At 43.3% G+C, this 19,742-nt stretch carries 15 protein-coding genes; 8 read left to right on the forward strand and 7 right to left on the reverse strand.

The genetic code is table 11. The features are described from left to right. The first annotated feature begins 281 nt into the window (after positions 1-281). Positions 282-716: a lactoylglutathione lyase gene (gene gloA / locus LC586_RS02955; protein ID WP_229482908.1), complete on the forward strand. Its 435-nt coding sequence runs from the start codon at positions 282-284 to the stop codon at positions 714-716. 597 nt (positions 717-1,313) lie between these two features. Here gloA and LC586_RS02960 read toward each other — a convergent pair. After that, positions 1,314-1,535 carry a hypothetical protein gene (locus tag LC586_RS02960; protein ID WP_229482909.1) on the reverse strand — a complete coding sequence of 74 codons (222 nt, stop codon included), beginning with the start codon at positions 1,533-1,535 and terminating at the stop codon, positions 1,314-1,316. A gap of 37 nt (positions 1,536-1,572) precedes the next feature. Between LC586_RS02960 and clpB the strand changes: the two genes are divergently transcribed. The 4 genes from clpB to rpmB all read left to right on the forward strand — a co-directional run bounded on the left by clpB (position 1,573) and on the right by rpmB (position 7,480). Next, a complete protein-coding gene (clpB, locus tag LC586_RS02965) occupies positions 1,573-4,215 on the forward strand; it encodes an ATP-dependent chaperone ClpB (protein ID WP_229482910.1) in 2,643 nt (880 codons plus the stop codon). Positions 4,216-4,542: 327 nt separating this feature from the next. Beyond that, positions 4,543-4,875 carry a methyltransferase domain-containing protein gene (locus tag LC586_RS02970; protein ID WP_229482911.1) on the forward strand — a complete coding sequence of 111 codons (333 nt, stop codon included), beginning with the start codon at positions 4,543-4,545 and terminating at the stop codon, positions 4,873-4,875. A gap of 214 nt (positions 4,876-5,089) precedes the next feature. After that, entirely contained in the window at positions 5,090-7,078 is a 1,989-nt protein-coding gene (gene htpG, locus LC586_RS02975) for a molecular chaperone HtpG (RefSeq protein WP_229482912.1), read from the forward strand. A 165-nt stretch (positions 7,079-7,243) separates the two neighbouring features. Next, on the forward strand, positions 7,244-7,480 hold the full coding sequence (rpmB, locus tag LC586_RS02980; RefSeq protein WP_100900070.1) for a 50S ribosomal protein L28: 237 nt from the start codon (positions 7,244-7,246) through the stop codon (positions 7,478-7,480). A 258-nt stretch (positions 7,481-7,738) separates the two neighbouring features. On the opposite strand, the gene LC586_RS02985 is transcribed toward rpmB, so the two are convergent. From LC586_RS02985 to LC586_RS02995, 3 genes are all read right to left on the reverse strand, one after another. After that, positions 7,739-8,386, reverse strand: coding sequence for a Uma2 family endonuclease (locus tag LC586_RS02985; RefSeq protein WP_229483225.1), 648 nt, complete (start codon positions 8,384-8,386; stop codon positions 7,739-7,741). Between the two features lie 487 nt (positions 8,387-8,873). Beyond that, entirely contained in the window at positions 8,874-10,412 is a 1,539-nt protein-coding gene (locus LC586_RS02990) for a M16 family metallopeptidase (RefSeq protein WP_229482913.1), read from the reverse strand. 46 nt (positions 10,413-10,458) lie between these two features. Further along, on the reverse strand, positions 10,459-12,069 hold the full coding sequence (locus LC586_RS02995) for a M16 family metallopeptidase (RefSeq protein ID WP_229482914.1): 1,611 nt from the start codon (positions 12,067-12,069) through the stop codon (positions 10,459-10,461). A gap of 303 nt (positions 12,070-12,372) precedes the next feature. Between LC586_RS02995 and LC586_RS03000 the strand changes: the two genes are divergently transcribed. Continuing rightward, positions 12,373-12,987, forward strand: a complete 615-nt coding sequence (locus LC586_RS03000) for a TetR/AcrR family transcriptional regulator (protein WP_229482916.1) — start codon at positions 12,373-12,375, stop codon at positions 12,985-12,987. A 241-nt stretch (positions 12,988-13,228) separates the two neighbouring features. Here the strand turns inward: LC586_RS03000 and LC586_RS03005 are convergent, their stop codons facing one another. Then, complete coding sequence (locus LC586_RS03005) at positions 13,229-13,675, reverse strand: DUF4332 domain-containing protein (RefSeq protein WP_229482917.1); 447 nt, start codon at positions 13,673-13,675, stop codon at positions 13,229-13,231. Between the two features lie 234 nt (positions 13,676-13,909). On the opposite strand from LC586_RS03005, the gene LC586_RS40495 reads away from it, so the two are divergent. Further along, entirely contained in the window at positions 13,910-14,035 is a 126-nt protein-coding gene (locus LC586_RS40495; RefSeq protein ID WP_267921640.1) for a hypothetical protein, read from the forward strand. A 37-nt stretch (positions 14,036-14,072) separates the two neighbouring features. On the opposite strand, the gene LC586_RS03010 is transcribed toward LC586_RS40495, so the two are convergent. Next, complete coding sequence (locus LC586_RS03010; protein WP_229482919.1) at positions 14,073-16,184, reverse strand: M3 family metallopeptidase; 2,112 nt, start codon at positions 16,182-16,184, stop codon at positions 14,073-14,075. Positions 16,185-16,719: 535 nt separating this feature from the next. Between LC586_RS03010 and LC586_RS03015 the strand changes: the two genes are divergently transcribed. Further along, positions 16,720-17,676, forward strand: coding sequence for a hypothetical protein (locus LC586_RS03015; protein ID WP_229482921.1), 957 nt, complete (start codon positions 16,720-16,722; stop codon positions 17,674-17,676). A gap of 244 nt (positions 17,677-17,920) precedes the next feature. Here LC586_RS03015 and LC586_RS03020 read toward each other — a convergent pair whose 3' ends face one another. Continuing rightward, positions 17,921-19,741: an ABC transporter ATP-binding protein gene (locus LC586_RS03020; protein WP_229482922.1), complete on the reverse strand. Its 1,821-nt coding sequence runs from the start codon at positions 19,739-19,741 to the stop codon at positions 17,921-17,923. Between the last annotated feature and the right edge of the window lies 1 nt (position 19,742).

Below are 19,742 nucleotides of genomic sequence, written 5' to 3' on the forward strand. Positions count from 1 at the left end.
TCGTTTATTGAATTCGGGTGGTCGTTTATTGAATTCAAGCAGTGGTTAGGGTGGGGTAAAACCCAGATTCAAAGAACAACGTAGAGACTTGTGTGTACACCGTAGGCTTGCGGGGAGGGGTTAGGGGTGGGGTGTATTAAGGACTTTTGCAAGAGGTCTAATGTTTATCCTGCCCTTTCCCTTTTTATTCTTTCTTTGATAGCATTTCTACCTTCAGACTTTGAGCTAGGTAAAATATTGGCAGAGAATAACACTAAATCAATTACAGAGAAAAGGTCAATATGCGATTACTACACACAATGCTACGGGTGGGCAACCTTGAAGAATCTTTAAAGTTCTACTGTGAACTTCTAGGAATGAAATTACTGCGCCGAAAAGATTATCCCGGGGGAGAATTTACCCTGGCTTTTGTTGGCTACGGCGACGAAAGCGACAACTCAGTGATAGAACTAACCTACAACTGGGGGGTAGAAAAGTACGAATTGGGTAATGCTTACGGTCACATTGCCCTTGGCGTTGATGATATTTACGCTACGTGTGAGGAAATCCGCAATCAGGGCGGTAAAGTCGTGCGCGAACCAGGGCCGATGAAACACGGTTCGACAGTAATTGCTTTTGTAGAAGATCCAGATGGGTATAAAATTGAACTTATTCAACTGGGAACTCAAGGGTCAACAGTCAAACAGGAATCACAAGAGCAACTTGTGAGTCAGTAATTCTTATAATTAAGAATATTAAGTCAATATGCTTGGGTTAAGGCTTGATCTTCCCTAACCCTCCTTAGAAAGCTATCCATTATCCACATTTTGTAACAGTTAAGGTGTCGCATTAGCCGACATCCCGCCCAGAACTTAAGTTCTGGGCTGATAGCTCAAGTCCACTTAAGTGGACTGAAATTTTCCCTAACACACAGAGTTTAGCCATCTACATCGATTAAAATCTTATATTTAGTCCTCTTGAGAGGACAGTAGCTCTGAGCCTGGGAATAAATTCCCAGGCGGGTTAACAACGAAGCGTCAGATTTATTTGATGTTAGTTAATGATAAACCTTAAAAAGGAGCGAATTAAGCCACCCAGTAAAACCCTATCAAAGGCAATAAAGTTGTAGGGAAATTTACACCGATGTCTTGAAAAGTTGAGCTACATAGGGCGAAATTGCTTCTTGCTGCACATCGGCATTTCATGCAGGTAAACCCAGATGCGCGATACTTTTCGCTTTTTGCCTCCCCTTTTTAGGCGGGTTAGGGGAACTTCTCTGCATAAATCCTATTAATATTACGCCCATACTGTCGTTGATGAGCAACACTAACAGCTTAGGCGTAGCCCCTCGTAGACATCGCTCCAATATTACCATTTGGTAAAGTCCGTTCAGAACAGTGTTTTCGTTTTAAATTAGAAAATAGGTAATGGATTAAACTATCACCAATTACCAAGCCAACAATTGCCACTGGAGATACACGCGGATATACGCCCAGAATGTTTGGATAATTAGGGACTAGGGAAGAGTTTTCCAATACCCAGTCCCCAGTCCCCACTCCTTAAACTAAAAATCAAAATTCCAAAATTATAAAGATGCAACCTACAGATCCAAATAAATTTACTGATAAAGCCTGGGAAGCGATTGTTAAATCTCAGGATATAGTCCGTGCTTATCAACAACAGCAGCTAGATGTTGAACATTTAATTATTGCCCTGTTAGAAGAACCCACTAGTCTAGCAATACGTATCCTGGCTCGATCTGAGGTCGATCCAATCCGCTTGCAGCAGCAGCTAGAAGCCTTTACCCAACGTCAGCCCAAAGTTGGTAAAAGCGATCAGCTTTACCTTAGCCGCAATTTAGATATTTTACTAGACCGAGCCGAGGAAGCTAGAGCTAGGATGAAAGACTCCTACATTTCTGTGGAACACATACTTTTGGCCTTTGCTGAAGACGATCGCGTTGGACGAAAGATACTCAAAGGCTTTGGTGCGGATGCAGCTAAACTAGAAGCTACTATCAAAGCGATTCGCGGTAGCCAAAAGGTGACAGATCAAAGCCCAGAATCCCGCTATGAAGCCTTACAAAAATTTGGCAGAGATTTGACAGAACAGGCAAAATCTGGAAAACTCGACCCGGTGATTGGGCGGGATGACGAAATTCGGCGGGTAATTCAAGTCTTGTCTCGTCGTAGCAAAAATAACCCTGTATTAATTGGTGAACCTGGGGTAGGAAAAACTGCGATCGCTGAAGCTTTAGCGCAGCGAATGGTCAATGGTGACGTTCCCGAATCCCTGAAAAACCGAAAACTCATCTCTTTAGACATGGGTAGTTTGATTGCTGGGGCAAAATACCGGGGTGAATTTGAAGACCGTCTAAAATCTGTTCTCCGGGAAGTTACTGAATCTAACGGTGACATCGTACTATTTATTGACGAACTGCATACCGTAGTCGGCACCGGTTCCAACCAACAAGGGGCGATGGATGCCGGAAATTTACTCAAACCAATGCTGGCGCGGGGAGAACTGCGTTGTATTGGCGCTACTACCCTCGACGAGTTCCGCAAACACATTGAGAAAGACGCTGCCCTAGAACGCCGCTTTCAGCAAGTATTTGTCGATCAGCCAACTGTGGAAAATACTATTTCCATTCTGCGGGGGTTGAAAGAACGTTATGAAGTGCATCACAACGTCAAAATTTCTGATTCGGCGTTGGTAGCAGCAGCAACACTGTCAGCACGTTATATTAGCGATCGCTTCTTACCAGATAAAGCCATTGATTTGGTGGATGAAGCAGCAGCACAGTTGAAAATGGAGATTACCTCCAAACCAGCAGAATTGGAAACCATTGATCGCCGCCTCATGCAGTTAGAAATGGAAAAGCTATCATTAGCTGGCGAAGAAAAGGGTATCCCCCAAACGAGAGAACGTTTGGAGCGAATTGAGCAAGAAATTGCCGATTTAACGGAAAAGCAACAAATATTTAATGAGCAATGGCAAGGTGAAAAGCAGATATTGGAGGCTATAAGCGCCTTAAAGAAAGAAGAAGATGCGCTGCGAGTGCAAATTGAACAGGCGGAACGCGCTTATGACCTAAATAAAGCTGCACAACTGAAGTATGGCAAATTGGAGGGAGTGCAGCACGAGCGCGAAGCCAAAGAAGCGAGCCTTTTAGAAATTCAAAACCAAGGTTCCACGTTGCTGCGAGAACAAGTCACCGAAGCGGATATCGCCGAAATCGTCGCCAAATGGACAGGAATTCCGGTCAATCGCCTATTGGAATCGGAACGGCAAAAGTTGCTGCAACTAGAAAGTCATTTGCATCAACGAGTCATTGGGCAAGAAGAGGCTGTAGAAGCGGTAGCAGCCGCAATTCGTCGCGCCCGTGCGGGGATGAAAGACCCTTCTCGTCCCATTGGTTCATTTTTGTTCATGGGCCCTACAGGTGTGGGTAAAACCGAACTCGCCCGTGCTTTAGCTCAGTTTCTCTTTGATTCTGATGATGCATTGGTGCGCTTGGATATGTCTGAGTATATGGAAAAACACTCAGTTTCTCGGTTAGTGGGAGCGCCTCCAGGATACGTAGGCTATGAAGAAGGCGGTCAGCTTTCCGAGGCGGTTCGCCGCCGTCCTTACTCAGTGGTGCTGTTGGATGAAGTTGAAAAAGCGCACCCCGATGTGTTCAATATTTTATTGCAGGTGTTAGACGATGGGAGAATTACTGACTCTCAGGGAAGGACGGTAGATTTTCGCAACAGCGTCATTGTTATGACTAGTAACATTGGTAGCGAACATATCTTGGATGTATCTGGTGATGATTCCAAGTATGAAACGATGCGGAAGCGGGTAATGGATGCTTTGCGATCGCATTTCCGCCCAGAATTTCTCAACCGCGTCGATGACATTATTCTCTTTCATACCCTAAATCGCACGGAAATGCGGCAGATCATCCGTATTCAACTCAAGCGGGTAGAAAATCTCCTTCGTGAGCAAAAAATCTTCTTTGAAATATCCCAATCTGCCTGTGATTACCTTGTCGAATCAGGCTACGACCCAGTTTACGGTGCCCGTCCACTCAAACGGGCAATTCAGCGAGAAGTAGAAAATCCCCTTGCCACCAAATTATTGGAAAATACTTTTATCTCTGGAGACACGATTATCATTGATAAAAATGAAAACGGTTTATCTTTTAGCAAAAAAGTGCTGGTGAAGGTATCAGTACCACAGATTGCTACATAGTTATTAATTGCGTGGAATATATTAGGGGCGCACATTTGTGCGTCCCGACTGTGTGTTGTATCAATTTGCTTCTGATGAATTACGAATTAGAATGAGAAACTATTATTTTCAAAGTTTTTCAGGGAATCCTGTATAGGACTTACGCAAAAACCCTCTCAAACTCTCATTCCTCCGTGACGCGCCAGTTGCTTCAAGTCTCTTAACCGCAAGGGCGCACTGGCTTCTCTGCGCCCTCTGTGGTTCGTTTTCCGTTACCCGTGCGTAAGTCCTACTGTAGTTGTATACCCACCACATTTGTCAGTCCATCATGTTAGGTAGACATTGTTTATGCAACTCATCACCTCGTTAGATATTAGAAATTCGGAATATTTATCAAAAAATCGGCTCATCAGTTACCACCACCAGTTGCGTCTAATTTTTTCGCTGGGTAATCAGGTAAAAAAGGTTCTGGAAATTGGGATTTTTAATTCTTTGTTAACGGACATTTTGAAGAACAATGGATACAACATCACTACTGCTGATGTTAACCCCAATCTCAAGCCAGAAATAATTTTGGATCTGACAACAGATTTCTCATTACCGAAAGATAAATTTGATGCGATCGTCTTGTTTCAAGTACTGGAACACTTCCCTTACAGACAGCAGTCTCAACTAGGCTAATAAACCTGCGGTGAAAATCGGGAGTAGGGAAATCCGAATCACAAAATGGGGGCAAACAATGCTTAGAAAAGGAGCGATCGTCTAAGCTATGCTTTTAAAATCCTAATTGGTATCATGCTCTCCTGTGTTCTCCGGGTTTATTCTGGAAAGCAGAGAGCTAGGCTGTATTAACCACTATCATCATTTCAGATACTAAGATCGAAAACTACCAATTATGCTAGAACAAGGCACTATCAGTATTCATACTGAGAATATTTTCCCGATCATTAAGAAGTCGCTTTACTCAGATCACCAAATCTTTTTGCGGGAACTGGTATCCAACGCTGTAGACGCCATCCAAAAGCTGAAAATGGTATCCCGCGCCGGAGACTACGCTGGAGATATTGGCGAACCAGAAATTGAAATTGCCATTGACAAAGATAAGAAAACTCTTTCCATCTCCGATAACGGTATCGGGATGACCGCAGATGAAGTTAAGAAATATATCAATCAGGTTGCCTTCTCTAGTGCTGAAGAATTTATTCATAAGTATGAAGGCAAATCAGATCAACCTATAATTGGCCACTTTGGTCTTGGTTTTTACTCTTCGTTCATGGTGGCGCAAAAGGTAGAAATTGATACCCTCTCATACCAAGAAGGAGCGCAGGCGGTTCACTGGACTTGCGATGGTTCGCCAGCATTCACCCTAGAAGAATCGCCCCGGACAACTCGCGGCACTACTATTACTCTCAGCCTGCAAGGAGAAGAGGAGGAATTTCTAGAGTCAGCACGGATTAAGAATCTTGTCAAGACTTACTGCGACTTCTTGCCAGTACCGATAAAACTGGAAGGTGAAGTATTAAATAAGCAAAAAGCACCGTGGCGAGAGTCTCCAAGTAATCTGAGTCAAGAAGATTATTTAGAGTTTTACCGCTACCTGTATCCTTTTCAGGAAGAACCTCTGTTGTGGGTACATTTAAATACAGACTATCCCTTTATCATCAACGGGATTCTGTATTTCCCCAAAATGAGGCCCGATGTAGATGTTACGAAAGGGCAAATCAAGCTATTTTGCAATCAAGTTTTTGTTAGCGACAACTGCGAAGAAATTATCCCACAATTTCTGACTCCAATGCGGGGTGTGATTGATAGTACCGATATTCCCCTGAACGTATCGCGCAGTGCTTTGCAAGGCGATCGCACCGTGCAAAGAATCGGTGATTACATTGCGAAAAAAGTAGGCGATCGCCTCAAAGAACTTTTCCGTGATAACCGCGAACAATATATTAGTGCTTGGAAAGACCTCGGTACCTTTGTAAAATTCGGCGTTCTCAACGATGACAAATTCAAAAAACAAATCGAAGATATCATCGTCTTCCGAACCACCGCCAAGCTGACAGAAAAAGTTGCTGCTGAAACTCCAGTGGTTGAAGTACAGTCTTCAGACGGGGATGCTTGGGAAGATGTCACTCCCTCGCCCAGTTCTGAGAACTCAGCACCCAGCGCTCCTTACACCACGCTCAAAGAGTATCTAGAACGTAACAAAGAACGTAACGAAAACCGGGTTTTCTACAGCACTGATGAAGCAACCCAAGCTACATACATAGAACTGCACAAAAATCAAGGCTTGGAAGTCCTGTTTATGGACTCCTTCATCGACACCCACTTTATCAACTTCCTAGAGCGGGAATATCAGGATGTTAAGTTTACACGGGTGGATTCTGACTTAGATAATACCCTGCTGGAACAAGACAAAGCTACGGAAATTGTTGATCCTAAGACGAATAAAACTCGGAGTGAGAGCATCAAAGAATTATTTGAGAAATCCCTCAACAAACCCAAACTCAACATCCGCACCGAAGCTTTAAAATCAGACGATCCTCATGGAACACCACCTGCGATCGTTCTTTTACCTGAGATTCTCCGCCGTATGCGGGAAATGAATGCCATGATGCAGCAGCAGTCAGTAGAGTTTCCCGAAGATCACGTTTTGCTGGTGAATACTGCTCACCCGTTGATTCAAAATCTGGCAAATCTTAACCAAGGTAGTATTATTCAAGGTGACGGTCAATCGTCTACCGATCAGTTAGTGAACTTGATTTGTCAACACGTCTACGATTTAGCGCTGATGTCTCAGAAAGGATTTGACGCTGAGGGAATGAAATCTTTCGTCGAGCGATCGAATGAGGTACTCACCAAGCTGACGGAACAAGCTAGTAAGTAAGAATAGTTAGGAGTAGAGACGCGATTAATCGCGTCTCTACAGGAGTTAAGAGTTAGGAGTTATTTCTCCCCCTGCTCCCCCTGTTCGCATCTCCTTTCCTACTTCTGTTGCCTAAGACCTAAAATGGAAAGGCTGTATTAAAATAACAATCTGGAGATACTTGCTATGTCCCGTCGCTGTGAACTAACTGGTAAGAAGGCAAATAACGCTTTTGCTGTTTCCCACTCCCACCGCCGTACTAAACGCCTTCAGCACGCTAATCTGCAAAGCAAGCGTGTTTGGTGGGAAGGCGGAAATCGCTGGGTGAAGTTAAAGCTGTCTACCAAAGCAATCAAAACCCTACAAATTAATGGGTTAGAAGCAATGGCAAAAGAAGCTGGCATTAACCTGAATCATTACTAAGTGAAATACAGGTGATTAGTAGGGGCGCACAGCTAGCTGTACGCCCCTACTGCTTATTACATCTTGAATAGTACGCTTTTTATATTTTCAATACTGATGGCAGCAATAGAGAAATATGTAATTATTACACCACTGTTAAAACCGGGTGTCTTTGAATATAGATGCTTATCAGTTTTTTTATTTTTCATAACTGAACTTAGGCGGCTCTGTACCTAAAATTAATTACGAATTACGAATTACGAATTACGAATTATTCAGTCATTGCTGTTGTATCTGCTTTTGTACCCGAAAACGAAAAGCCTTGAGCGTTGCATTTCTGCCTGCTGTTGTACTTTGCTCCAGATATTGGGGAATCGTTTCAATTAGTTTAAATTTAGGAAAATTTAGGCTTTGCTGAGACTCTACATAATGCCCGTCTTGCAGAACATTAATTTGGAGCTTTCCTTTATCAAAACGCCAAAGCTCAGGCACTTTTAAAGCTTCATAGATATTAGGATGAGTGCGAGAAGTAATATCAATCTCTAGAGCTAAATCTGGAGGGGGGTCTACTGTTAAATCTAGTCGCTTCTTGCCGCGAATCTTGGATTCATTTTTGATATAGAAACACTGGTCAGGTTCTATACCTTGAGCCATTGCTTGGTTTTTGAAAGTGGTAGAACCAAGACATCTAAACTCAATATCTAACTCTTCCAAAAGCGCTTTGACTAAATCACCAATAATTTCTTTATCGTCTTCATGTTCTGGCAGTGGTGCCATAATCTCCAGTATTCCCCTGTTATAAGCAATTCGTGCAGCACGGTGTTCCCCTAAATCCTCTAGAATTGTTTCCAATTCCTGCCAGGTTACATCTCGCAGTAACACCCTTTGTCCGGGTGGAACATGGATGCGCTTTAATTCCAACAACATCATCTCCACTCCCAGTAGCTCAAACCTAAATTTAGCTTACTCCAGTTAATGCGACAATTGTTTGCTGCTTCATCACTAAATTGTCGGATGCTTGGACACGCAGCAGTTTGTCGTCGGATCTCGCCTGCTTAATAAACCCTTTTATTGAACAATACGGTTCAGTTCAGGACAGGACTTACCCAAAATTAAGAAACGAACCACAAAGGGCGCAAAGGACACAAAGGAATAAGAGTTTCAGAGAGTTTTTGCGTAAGTCCTGAAAGGTTTTTGGCACTAACCCAAGCGTATTGCTTTATTGAAGTGGGTGGGGCGATCGCTCCTAAAAAAGCGTAATTTAAAAAAAAACCTCTGGAAACTCCAGAGGTTTTGGTTCCTGATTTAGTTTCTACTGCTTACTACAATTTGTTCTCAGTCATTTCCCGATAACGAACGAAATTATTTGATTTGATTAGTTAGTCAGTTACTTGTGAACGCGGATTAGCAGAGATTAATTTTTCACCTGTGGCTGCGAACCAGGAATAGTTATATCTATTGGTGTCACCTGTGCTGCTAGCTTCGTCAATGGCGGTTGAATAGCGGTTTGATTCCCCACCACTAGAGTCACTATCTTTTCTGGTTTGAGGTATTCTCGTGCTACTCGTTGCACATCAGCAGCTGTGGTGGCGGCGACAGCTTTTTGATAGCGAAAGAGAAAATCAGCAGGATAGCCGTAATATTCGTATCGCATCAACCGTGATAAGGTTTGACTAGGGTCTTGAAAGTTGAATACAAAGGAGTTGAGTGTAGACTCTTTCGCAAAAGCGAGTTCTTTTGCTGTAACTCTTTGAGTTTGGATGCGCTTGATTTCATTTTGTAAGGCTTTGACAAACTGCACAGTAGCATCCGATCGCGTTTGTCCACCAGCAATAAACATGCCAGGATAGTCAAAACGGGGACTCCACTGGCCATAGACAGAGTAAGCTAAACCTTGACGCGATCGCACTTCATTAAATAAGCGTCCACCAAATCCATTTAACACCCCATTCAATACATCCAGCGCCGCATAATCAGGACTGTCAAACCGTCCGCCTAAATGCCCGATAAGCACACTACTTTGCGTCAGTTGTGGCTGATTGACAAAAAAGACTCCACCTGTATTAGCTGGCGAAACGTTTGGTAATTTGGGTTTAGCAATACCTGGGTTGCGGTTCCAGTCGCCAAACTTAGCTTGAATGAGCGATCGCATTTTCTTGGACTCAAAATCCCCCACAATCCCCAAAATCATATTATTGGGGTGGAAATATTGCTGATAAAAGTTGAGCAAATCCTCACGCTCAACCTGATTTACTGTTGCATACTCTATCGTGCGAGCATAAGGACTATTTTTTCCATAGATCAATTTCTTAAATTCTCGGCTAGCAATACTATCTGGATCGTCATTGCGACGAGCAATGCCACCCTTAGCTTGTGTCTTAGCCAAGTCTAGCTTTTCTTGAGCAAATACTGGCGATCGCAGCACCTCGGCAAACAGCCCAAACACTGTTTCTAAATCTTCACTCAGTGCGTCAAAGCTAGCACTACCAGAAGCTTCACTAATACTCGATTCTACAGATGCCGCGCGTTGTTCCAATATCTCGTTGAGTTCATCAGCCGAATGCTTCTTAGTTCCTCCAGTTCGCATCACCGCGCCTGTAAAACCAGCTAAACCAACTTTCTGTTGTGGTTCCAAGCGATTTCCTGTCCGTACAAATGCCGTCCCATTCACCAACGGTAACTCGTGATCCTCCATTAAATAGACAACCAAGCCGTTTTGGAGAACAAACCGTTCATACTTGGGTAACTTAATCTCAGGTAGCGGTGGAAGTTGCAATTCTGTATAATGCTTTGCTTGAGTCGTCGCCGCCAGAGAAAAATTACAAGTTAAAAGTAAACACGCAAAAACACTAACCAAAGCATAAATAAGTCTCTTCCCATTTTGAATCTTGAATTTTAGATTTTGGATTTTGAATGTGATCTGCCTTTTACCCTTCACCTTGTACCTCTGCATATCTCTCTACCTTTGCGCCCTTTGCGCCCTTTGCGGTTTGTTTCTCTTAAGCTTCTTTCGACAACAGCTTCCCAATCGTGCGATTTTTCGGCGTAAATGTCTCCTTTGCCACCCGCACAATATCAGCCGTTGTTACCGCCGAGATATCATCCAACTGCTTAAATAAATTCCGCCAAGAGCCAGTTTTCACCTCATATTCCAACAATTGTTGAGCCATCCCCATATTTGAATCGAGGGTACGTAACAAACCCGCCCGTGCTTGGGTTTTCACCCGTTCCAAATCAACCGTCGCTACAGGCTCAGTTTTTAATTTGTCAATTTCTTGGCGCAAAGCCACTGCCAACTCATCAACCCTATGACCAGGAGCCGTGAGAGCATAGAATAACATCAGGTTTGGGTACTTATCTCCAGGAAAACCGCTGAAACCTTGGGCATTTAGCGCCAAACGTTGCTTTTCTACCAAAGATTTATACAACCGCGACGTGCGCCCATCACTTAATAAACTGCCAATGATTTCATAGACTGCATTATCTGGATGGGTAATTGCCGGACGATGATAACCTTCTAAATACCAGGGTTGAGAAGGTAGCTGTAAAGTAACTTCCCGTGTTTCTTGTTGTGGCGGTTCCACCGGAATTTTTTCAACAACTTTGGTTCTTGCCAGATAGCGGCCAAAATAAGTTTGCGCCAGTTTTTTCACCTCAGCCGGGTTAACATCTCCGACAATAGCAATGGTCAAATTACTTGGTACATAGTGAGTATCAAAAAACTTTTGGACATCTTCTGGTGTCAGATTACGGATATCTTCGTCATAACCAATCACCGGACGTCTGAAGGGATGAACTTTGTAAGCAGTATCAAGAAATTTCTCCACCATCAGTCCAATGGGTGAATTTTCCACCCGCATCCGTCGCTCCTCTAAAATTACATCCCTCTCTTTATAAAACTCACGACGAATTACAGGATCGAGAAATCGTTCCGACTCCAGCGACATCCAAAGTTCCAGCTTATTGGCAGGAAAGCTGTACAAATAACGGGTAGCTTCGGTTGAAGTATTGGCATTTAAACCTACACCTCCCGCTTGTTCAACAATTTGCCCCAATTCGTTTTGCTTGACAAGCTTGGCTGCTTGCGCTTCCACTCGCTTAAACTCAGCTTCTAACCGAGCAACCTCATCTTTTTTGCCATCGGCTTTTGCTGTTTTAATTTGGCCATCTAATCGTTCTAAGGTTTCTAATAGAGGTTTTTCTGCCTTGTAGTCTTCTGTACCAATGCGCGTTGTGCCTTTAAACGCCAAATGTTCTAGAAAGTGAGCTACACCAGTTTTGCCATCTGGCTCATCCACACCACCGACATTCGCGTATGTAAGAAAAGAAACCACAGGCGCTTGATGTCGTTCTAAAACAATGAATTTTAGACCATTGTCGAGGCGAAACTCCGTTAACTGCTTGATAACTCGATTCAAATAAGGTTGGATCGAACTTTCAACTGGTGGAGTTTGAGTTTTTGTAGGTTGTAGAACTCTTTGGGGAGGGGGTGCTGTCTGAGTTTGAGCCAGAGCAATTTCTGGCTGCAATCCCCACCAGAGGATGATCAAAGCCAACAAAGCGACAAACAGCCGCCGCAATATGACAGATACTTTATCTGACCAATCCAAAATCGTTCGACTGAGCGTACCCCTACTCTTAAGCAAGCTACGCGTAGCGTCTCGTAGAGAAGTCGTACTCCTTCGGAGAAGCAAGCTACGCGTAGCGTTCCGCAGGAAAGTCCCCAATCTAAAATCTAAAATTGACTGACTGTTCTGGTTCATAAGCACAAATTAAGATAAAGTTACACTACCTAAAAAACAGGTTACTTAGCAAAATGACGTTAATCTTGTATTAAGCATGTTAGGCTTTTTGTTCTTGACGTTAGACAATAATGCTACCAATCGTGTTCCGCAAATTTCACCATAACTGTTATGCGAGTTTTTAATTCTTCCCCACCCTCAGAGGCTCAGACGCGCACCCGAATTTTACAGGCAGCACAACGGTTGTTCGCTGCTCAGGGATTTGACGGCACTACCACCCGTGATTTAGCACAGGCGGCAAGTGTAGCTGAAGGCACTCTATTTCGTCATTTTCCCAATAAAAAGGCAATTTTAGTGGAAGTAGCGACGAGTGGATGGGTGGAGATTCTCACAGATTTGCTGACAGAATTAAGTGAAATGGGCAGCTATAAAGCCGTAGCTCAGGTGATGCGTCGCCGGATGTGGAACTTCCAAAAAAATGCCGATTTAATGCGCGTTTGTTTTATGGAGGTGCAGTTTCACCCCGACTTGCGCGATCGCATCCAGTTAGAAGTCATTACCAAAATGACCGATGTGGGCGAAGCATTCTTTCAAACAGCGATGGATAAAGGCATTTATCGCAAAATGGACGCCAAGCTGGTAGCCAAAGTCTTTCTGGGAATGTTTGCGATCGCAGGTTTTTCTAACAACACCCTCATGGAACCTGATGCCTCACCACAACAAATGCAGGAAATGGCAGAAGGACTCGCCGATATCTTCCTTAATGGTGTTTTAGCTAAAGATTAGGGAGTGGGGAGTAGGGAGTGGAGAGTAGGGAAAAAACAAGTGAGACACTTCTTCAATAGACCTATTACAAAAATCCCTAACACCCCACCCCCAACCCCTCCCCGCTTGCGGGGAGGGGAGCGTTTGCGTTAGCAAATGCGGGGTGGGGTTCTTTATTTTTGATTTATGCAAGAGGTTTAATAATTATTCCTTGTCCCCTTGCCCCCTTATCCCCTTGTTCCCTTTCCCCACTCCTCACTCCCTAATTCCCACTCCCCACTATTTTCGCTTGCTGGCTCCACTGTTGTACTAATTCAATTGTTGGACACAAATCTCGTCGCTGCATTGTTGCCACTTGCAAGCGCATGATTTGTTGGTGCAATCTGTGAGTGGGAGTCTGAGCCAACTGCGCCACAGAACCAATACCCGCATGGAGCAATAAACCACAATATTGTATGCCTACACTGGGAATACGCGCCAAGTCAGCTAAAGCCATCCATTTATTTACATACTGAAGATGAATCTGTAGTTTATTTGCTAATGCTAGTCTTTTCTCTAGAGTTTTGCCTTGTTTGATTAGCGCTACTGTGCTAAGAATTCCACAATTGTGCAGTTGAGATTGTTCCTCGTGGCTCAGTCCAGGTAATTGCTCGATTGGCCAGTCACGAGATTGGATACGACTCTGATTATTTGTATTTTTAGCAGACATTTTTGAAATTAAAATATAGGCTTGTTTACATATTGTGAGAGTCGCTTCTTTGCAAAATAGGACTTACGCACGGGTAACGGAAAACGAACCACAGAGAAGCCAGTGCGCCCTTGCGGTTAAGAGACTTGAAGCAACTGGCGCGGCGCAGAGGTCACGGAGGAATGAGAGTTTAAGAGGGTTTTTGCGTAAGTCCTAGCAAAAAATAGAGGTAATATCATGTCTGGGTAATTGCTTATGATAAAACAACTGAGTGTAAAGATGATTAATTGGAGTTTAATCGTAACTAATTACCGGGACATGATATTAGCCTACGGCATAACACACCCTACACCTTATATTGCGCCGATTGGCGATCGCTAATTGTGGATTAAAAATTTGATGCGAGTAGGGACGTTGTTTAGTTTACAGCAGCACTAACTAAACCATTGTGCCTGAGTAAAGCGATCGTACTTGGTTCACGACCCCGGAAAGTTTTAAACACCTCCATTGGATGCTGACCACCACCAAGCGCCAGCACCGTATCCCGATAACGCCGACCTGTAGTTTTTATAGCCTCTTCATCTTCTAGCCCCGCTTCTTCAAAAGCGGCAAAAGCATCAGCACTTAGTACCTCAGCCCACTTGTAACTATAATAGCCTGCCGCATAACCACCCTCAAAAATATGTCCAAAAGCACATAAAATTGAATCTTCTGGAAGTGGCGGTAAAACGGTAGTAGTCTTGGCTATACGATGACGCACATCTGAGGGAGTTTCATTACTACCAGGGTGATAGCGGTAGTGTAGTTCTAAATCAAGACTGCTCAGGTGGATCTGCCGCAACGTGGCAGTACCACTCATGTAATTACGCGCCGCTAGCAGCTTTTGATAATAATGCTCCGGTAGGGCTTCACCAGTTTCGTAATGCTTCGCCATTCCAAAGAAAGTAGGTCGCTCATAACACCAGTTTTCCATAAATTGACTAGGTAATTCTACCGCATCCCATTCCACGTTATTGATGCCTGCGGCTCCGGGATAGTCAACCTTGGTAAGCATGTGGTGCAATCCATGACCAAACTCGTGGAACAAAGTCTCTACTTCATAGAAAGTCATCAAACTAGGTTTACCATCTACGGGAGGACTTTGATTACAAACCAAATAAGCTACAGGTAAGCGGATGGCAGTCACACCATTTTCAGTGATTTTGGCCCGATTAATGCACACATCCATCCAAGCACCACCGCGTTTCTCGGCTGGACGGCTGTAAGGGTCTAAGTAGAAGTAGGCTATGGGAGAACCAGCTTCGTCAGCAATTTGGAAATAACGGACATCCTCATGCCATACTGGCGCTTGACCATCAGCAGAGGTAACAGTGACGCCAAATAGCCGCTTGACTAGTCCAAATAAGCCGTCTAACACTTGGGGAAGAGGGAAATAGGGACGCAATTCTTCAGAGGTAAAGGCGAATTTTGCTTCTCGTTGGCGTTCTGCCCAAAAGCTGATATCCCAGTGTTTTAAATCCTCAGCTTCTGCTGCTCCCTGTGCTGCTGCAAAAGCTTTGAGTTCTTCCAATTCTTTGACAGCAGCATCATAACTAGCGCGGCGTAGTTCTTCTAATAGGGCGTTGACTGCCTCAACGTTGGGAGCCATTTTACTAGCGAGGCTCAATTGGGCAAAACTTTTAAAGCCTAGTATATCTGCGAGTTCTTGGCGCAACTTCAAAATGCGCTCAATTAAGGGGTTGTTATCCAAATCGCCAGCAGAAGCGCGGGTGATATGAGCTTTGTAGAGCTTTTCACGCAAATCTCGACGGGTGCTGTGCTGCATGAAAGGGCCATAGCTGGGGAAGTCCAAAGTAATCCGCCAGGGGCCATTTTCTGGTGTAGCATTGCTTTCGCCAGCTGCACGAGCAACTTGGGCTGCTAAACTCACTAAGCTTGGTGGTAAACCGTCAATTTCCGCTTGTGTTGTTAGGGTTAGGCTGAAGGCTTTAGTGGCATCAAGTACATGGTTAGAGAATTTGGTAGAAAGTTCTGCTAACTCCATTTGTATGGCGTTAAAACGTTCTCTTGCCTCTCCTTCTAAGCCAACACCAGAAAGTTCTGCATCTCGAATGGCGGCTTCTACAATGCGCTGTTGGGCTAATTCTAAAGTTGCCCAACTATCACTGGTACGGAGTGCCTTGAAAGCATTATAGATAGGTTTGCTTTGACCAAGCTTATTGATAAATTGTACAACTAGTGGCTGTACGATTTCATGAGCTTCGCGCAGTTCTGGGCTATTTTTAACACCCATTAAATGATTCACCACCCCCCAACTCCAGGTAAGCCGTTCAGTCAGCTTTTCTAAGGGTTCTACTAAACCACTCCAAGTAGGCTGTACATTAGCCTCTAATGTGGCAAGCTGCTGGTCAAGTTCTGCCAACAACTGATTGAAGGCTGGTACTACTCGTTCTGGTTTAATCTCTGCAAAAGCAGGTAAACCAGTGCCTTGGAGTAAGGGATTGTCGGAAATAATGGTACTTGCACTCATGGTTTTGTGTGAACTGCGGATGAATAAAAATCAACAATGATTTTGATTTATATATCTTCTAATGTAGCGATCGCTGTGCTAATTAGTCTTGCCATTATGACAAAAAGGCAAAAAAAGCGATAATTCCTCAGAAAATTATCCTAATACAGCTATTTTGTTTGCTTTATGAACAATATCTGACGGCGTGACAGTTCCAAAAATATCAAAGCGATCGCCATTTACGTAGTGGACGCACCATCGCAGAGTGCATTCACCTACCTCAACTTGACCAAAGGCGATCGCTAAAAGACATCATAATGTACTATGTCAAACAGGTAGCGCGTCCACCAGCATGGGCGTTATCCTGAAAGCGCAGTTTCAGCCCAAGAATCCCACGCTTTCAAGGCGTGGGAGTGTCAAATTAACTTAGTGCAACCAGCGTCCTTGCCAAACTGAAAAAGGAAGCTCTATATTTATGATTTTATTTGGCAACTCATCTTTTTACTCGTAAAATCGAAAACAAGATCAAGGTCAGTAGAAAAGAGTCCCTAAATTAATGAATACGTTAATCAGTCAGGGTGGAAAAGCTATCACTAAATTTCAGGTGGTAGACCGGATAAATGATATCGTTTGGCAAGCTCACCAAGGTAGCGTTGCTGCGATTATTCAACTATTGAACGAAAAGCTAGCCAAGTCTGGTGTTAGAACTAGAGCCATTTTTTCTGATGGTGTCTTACAACTTCTGTGCGAAGCGGCTAGGATAGAGCAACTTGAGCAATCTCCCCTCGTAGAACAAATCCAGCAAATTCTTGATTCCATCGCCCCGCGTCACATTCGGCGAGTCAATATCAACAGTCGGATTGTTCGGGAACAACAATTATTGTGGTTAAAAGAGATAGATAGCGATCGCGACAACCAATTGCTTTGGTCGCAGGAAATTACGTTAATTCAGCCTAATATTGTAAAGCAATTAATTACAGATTTCACAGAAGCTCAAGCTGAACTTGGAAAGCCAAATTTTCCTAAAACTCCAGTTTCTCGTCCTTTAGTACTTATTAACAAACAAAGACACAAAAAGAAGCCTAAAACAAAGATATTAGCTGCGGCTAGTTTCTGTTCACTGTTGTTGCTTAGTTGGGTTATTTATGCCCAGTTAGGTAATAATCTTATAAACCTAATGCAATTACAAAGTTCTAAATCTATAACTCCAGAAAATACGAGCTATAGGAAAGTTCAAACACCACTTAGTCCTGCTAAGAATGACCTTTCTGAACCGTCTAATGACCAATTTGCCACAGCCGTGCGAATTGCCAACCAAGCTTCTGCATCTGGTAAAACAGCCACAGTCTCAACTCAATGGTTAGAGATAGCTGCTAAGTGGCAACGGGCTTCAGATTTAATGGGTAAGGTGCCACAAAAACACAGCCGTTATCAGGAAGCCAAGATTCGTACTCAACTTTATAAGAAATACAGTGAGGCGGCGCAGAAAGAAGCAGATAAGACTAAATCTTAGTTTTTTGTTATTAAAAAACTTCGATTACTGAGCGGGCACAATTCAGTAGACAATGATTTTTACTTAAAATCTATTATCACATATTGTATACATCATGACTGGTGGCTCAGAATTTCGGTTTTTGTACCAAATACTGTTGGGGACAATTAGAAAAAAATCGACTTTATTGTGTTGTCAATAAGGTCGATTTAATCAAGCTGATTGATTCGTGGAGTCAATCTAAAATCCAAAATCTGTATGTCCCCTAACTCAGGAGTTCTCCTGTTTCTTGCAGAGAGTGCAAGCGGCGATAAATACCCTCGTGACGCAAGAGTTCATCGTGGCTACCCACTTCTACAATCTTTCCTTGCTCCAGAACCACAATTTTATCGGCTTCTCGCACTGTACTTAGACGGTGAGCAATAACAATGGTGGTGCAAGTACCCTGAATCGATCGCATCGCTAGCTGAATTGAACGCTCAGACTCATAATCTAAGCTAGAGGTAGCTTCGTCAAAAATCAGTACGTCTGGTTCCACTAACAACGCCCTAGCAATTCCTAACCGTTGTCTTTGTCCTCCAGATAACCTGACACCTCGTTCTCCCACGACGGTGTAATAACCTTTGGGTAAGTGCTGCACTACTTCATCGACTCTGGCAATTATACAGGCTTGTTGAACCTGCTCCAAACTAGCATTTGGTCTGCCGTACGTGAGGTTATCCAATATAGTACCGTTGAAAACGTCTACTTCTTGGTGAACGATCGCTAATCTCCGTCTATATTTACCCACATCCAAAGTCCGAATATCTTGACCATCAATCAGAATTTGACCTTCTTGAGGTTCAAAATATCGCAACAGCAACTTCACTAAAGTAGACTTACCAGAACCGGAACGCCCCACTAATGCTACTGTTTGGTATGGTTCAATCAACAAGTTAATATCTTGTAAAACTTGACGCTTGGCATCATATCCAAAACTGAGGTGCGACAACTCAACTTTTCCAGTAAATTTATAAGGTGATTCTGTCTGGTTGCTTTCTTCTAAAAGACTAGCTGAATCAGATGCAGTTGGCTCTTGCAAAAATTCGTGAAACCGCAGCATAGGAGAATAACGACGCGCAAAAACTTCTGCCAAGTTACTAATAGGTTCTAATTCGGCATAAGCCATGCTAGAAAGAGTTAAGGTCATGACAAAGTGACCGAGAGAAATTCTCCCATTTACTGTTGCTGCTAAAGTCAAACCCAGAATTGTAAACACACAAAACTGAATCACGGTTCTTTGCCAAGTACCCAGTTTTGTATAACCTTGGTGGATGCGATAATCAAGCACCAAGAATTCACGATTTAAACGTTGCTTTTGCCGTTTCAGTTCCCTAGCTTCTGTAGCAAATGCTTTCACCGTTTTAATATTGGTGATTAATTCAGAAGTGCGGCTTTCGGTGTCCTCTCCATATTTATCCAGACGACTTTCGTACCTAATTAGCTGTTGTAAACTCTTCAAGCTGAAGCTGAGAATAATTACAAAGGAAATTAGATATAAAATTGCAATCCGCCACTCAATGAACAAGATAAACACAAAAATTCCCAGAACACGAGCCAGTTTAGGAATCAACTGTCCGGCAACTTCAGGGTAACTAAAAGTGTGGTTAGAAATACCTCTAGCTACTCTTCCGGCAATACGTCCAGGGTTATTTTCATCATAAAATTCTAGTGGGAGAGTAAGAACTTTGGCGATCGCTGTTTCGTTTTTCTCTCGACGCGACCTGAAGGCTATATCCCAATGAAACCAATTGGTTAACCAGGGTTGTGTGGGCGCTCTGACTACCGTGACAACGAAAATTAAACCCAGTAATACACCCAAAGATAGAGTTTTATTAACTGGGTAATTGGTAATGTCCGAAAAACTTGCGATCGCACTTTCAAGTGGTTTATCCAATGGTTGATTAGACAAAACGTTTAAAATCTGCCCGATCGCGTAAGGGACAACCAAATCAATAACTTCGTAAATGCTAGATGCTGTAATACTGAAAACACTCAACTTCCAGTAAGAGCGAAAGTAATTGACGATATCTCGAAATTTTGCCATG

Source organism: Nostoc favosum CHAB5714 (assembly GCF_020829495.1).
In the GTDB taxonomy this organism is placed as follows: Bacteria; Cyanobacteriota; Cyanobacteriia; order Cyanobacteriales; family Nostocaceae; genus Nostoc; species Nostoc favosum.

Excerpts from the sequence above, each read along its gene's own strand:
- htpG (WP_229482912.1), top strand. The coding sequence starts at position 5,090 with ATGCTAGAACAAGGCACTATCAGTATTCATACTGAGAATATTTTCCCG.
- LC586_RS03000 (WP_229482916.1), top strand. The coding sequence starts at position 12,373 with ATGCGAGTTTTTAATTCTTCCCCACCCTCAGAGGCTCAGACGCGCACC.
- LC586_RS02985 (WP_229483225.1), bottom strand. The coding sequence starts at position 8,386 with ATGTTGTTGGAATTAAAGCGCATCCATGTTCCACCCGGACAAAGGGTG.
- clpB (WP_229482910.1), top strand. The coding sequence starts at position 1,573 with ATGCAACCTACAGATCCAAATAAATTTACTGATAAAGCCTGGGAAGCG.
- LC586_RS02990 (WP_229482913.1), bottom strand. The coding sequence starts at position 10,412 with ATGCAGAGGTACAAGGTGAAGGGTAAAAGGCAGATCACATTCAAAATC.
- LC586_RS40495 (WP_267921640.1), top strand. The coding sequence starts at position 13,910 with ATGATAAAACAACTGAGTGTAAAGATGATTAATTGGAGTTTAATCGTA.
- gloA (WP_229482908.1), top strand. The coding sequence starts at position 282 with ATGCGATTACTACACACAATGCTACGGGTGGGCAACCTTGAAGAATCT.
- LC586_RS03005 (WP_229482917.1), bottom strand. The coding sequence starts at position 13,675 with ATGTCTGCTAAAAATACAAATAATCAGAGTCGTATCCAATCTCGTGAC.
- LC586_RS02970 (WP_229482911.1), top strand. The coding sequence starts at position 4,543 with ATGCAACTCATCACCTCGTTAGATATTAGAAATTCGGAATATTTATCA.
- LC586_RS03020 (WP_229482922.1), bottom strand. The coding sequence starts at position 19,741 with ATGGCAAAATTTCGAGATATCGTCAATTACTTTCGCTCTTACTGGAAG.
- rpmB (WP_100900070.1), top strand. The coding sequence starts at position 7,244 with ATGTCCCGTCGCTGTGAACTAACTGGTAAGAAGGCAAATAACGCTTTT.
- LC586_RS03010 (WP_229482919.1), bottom strand. The coding sequence starts at position 16,184 with ATGAGTGCAAGTACCATTATTTCCGACAATCCCTTACTCCAAGGCACT.
- LC586_RS03015 (WP_229482921.1), top strand. The coding sequence starts at position 16,720 with ATGAATACGTTAATCAGTCAGGGTGGAAAAGCTATCACTAAATTTCAG.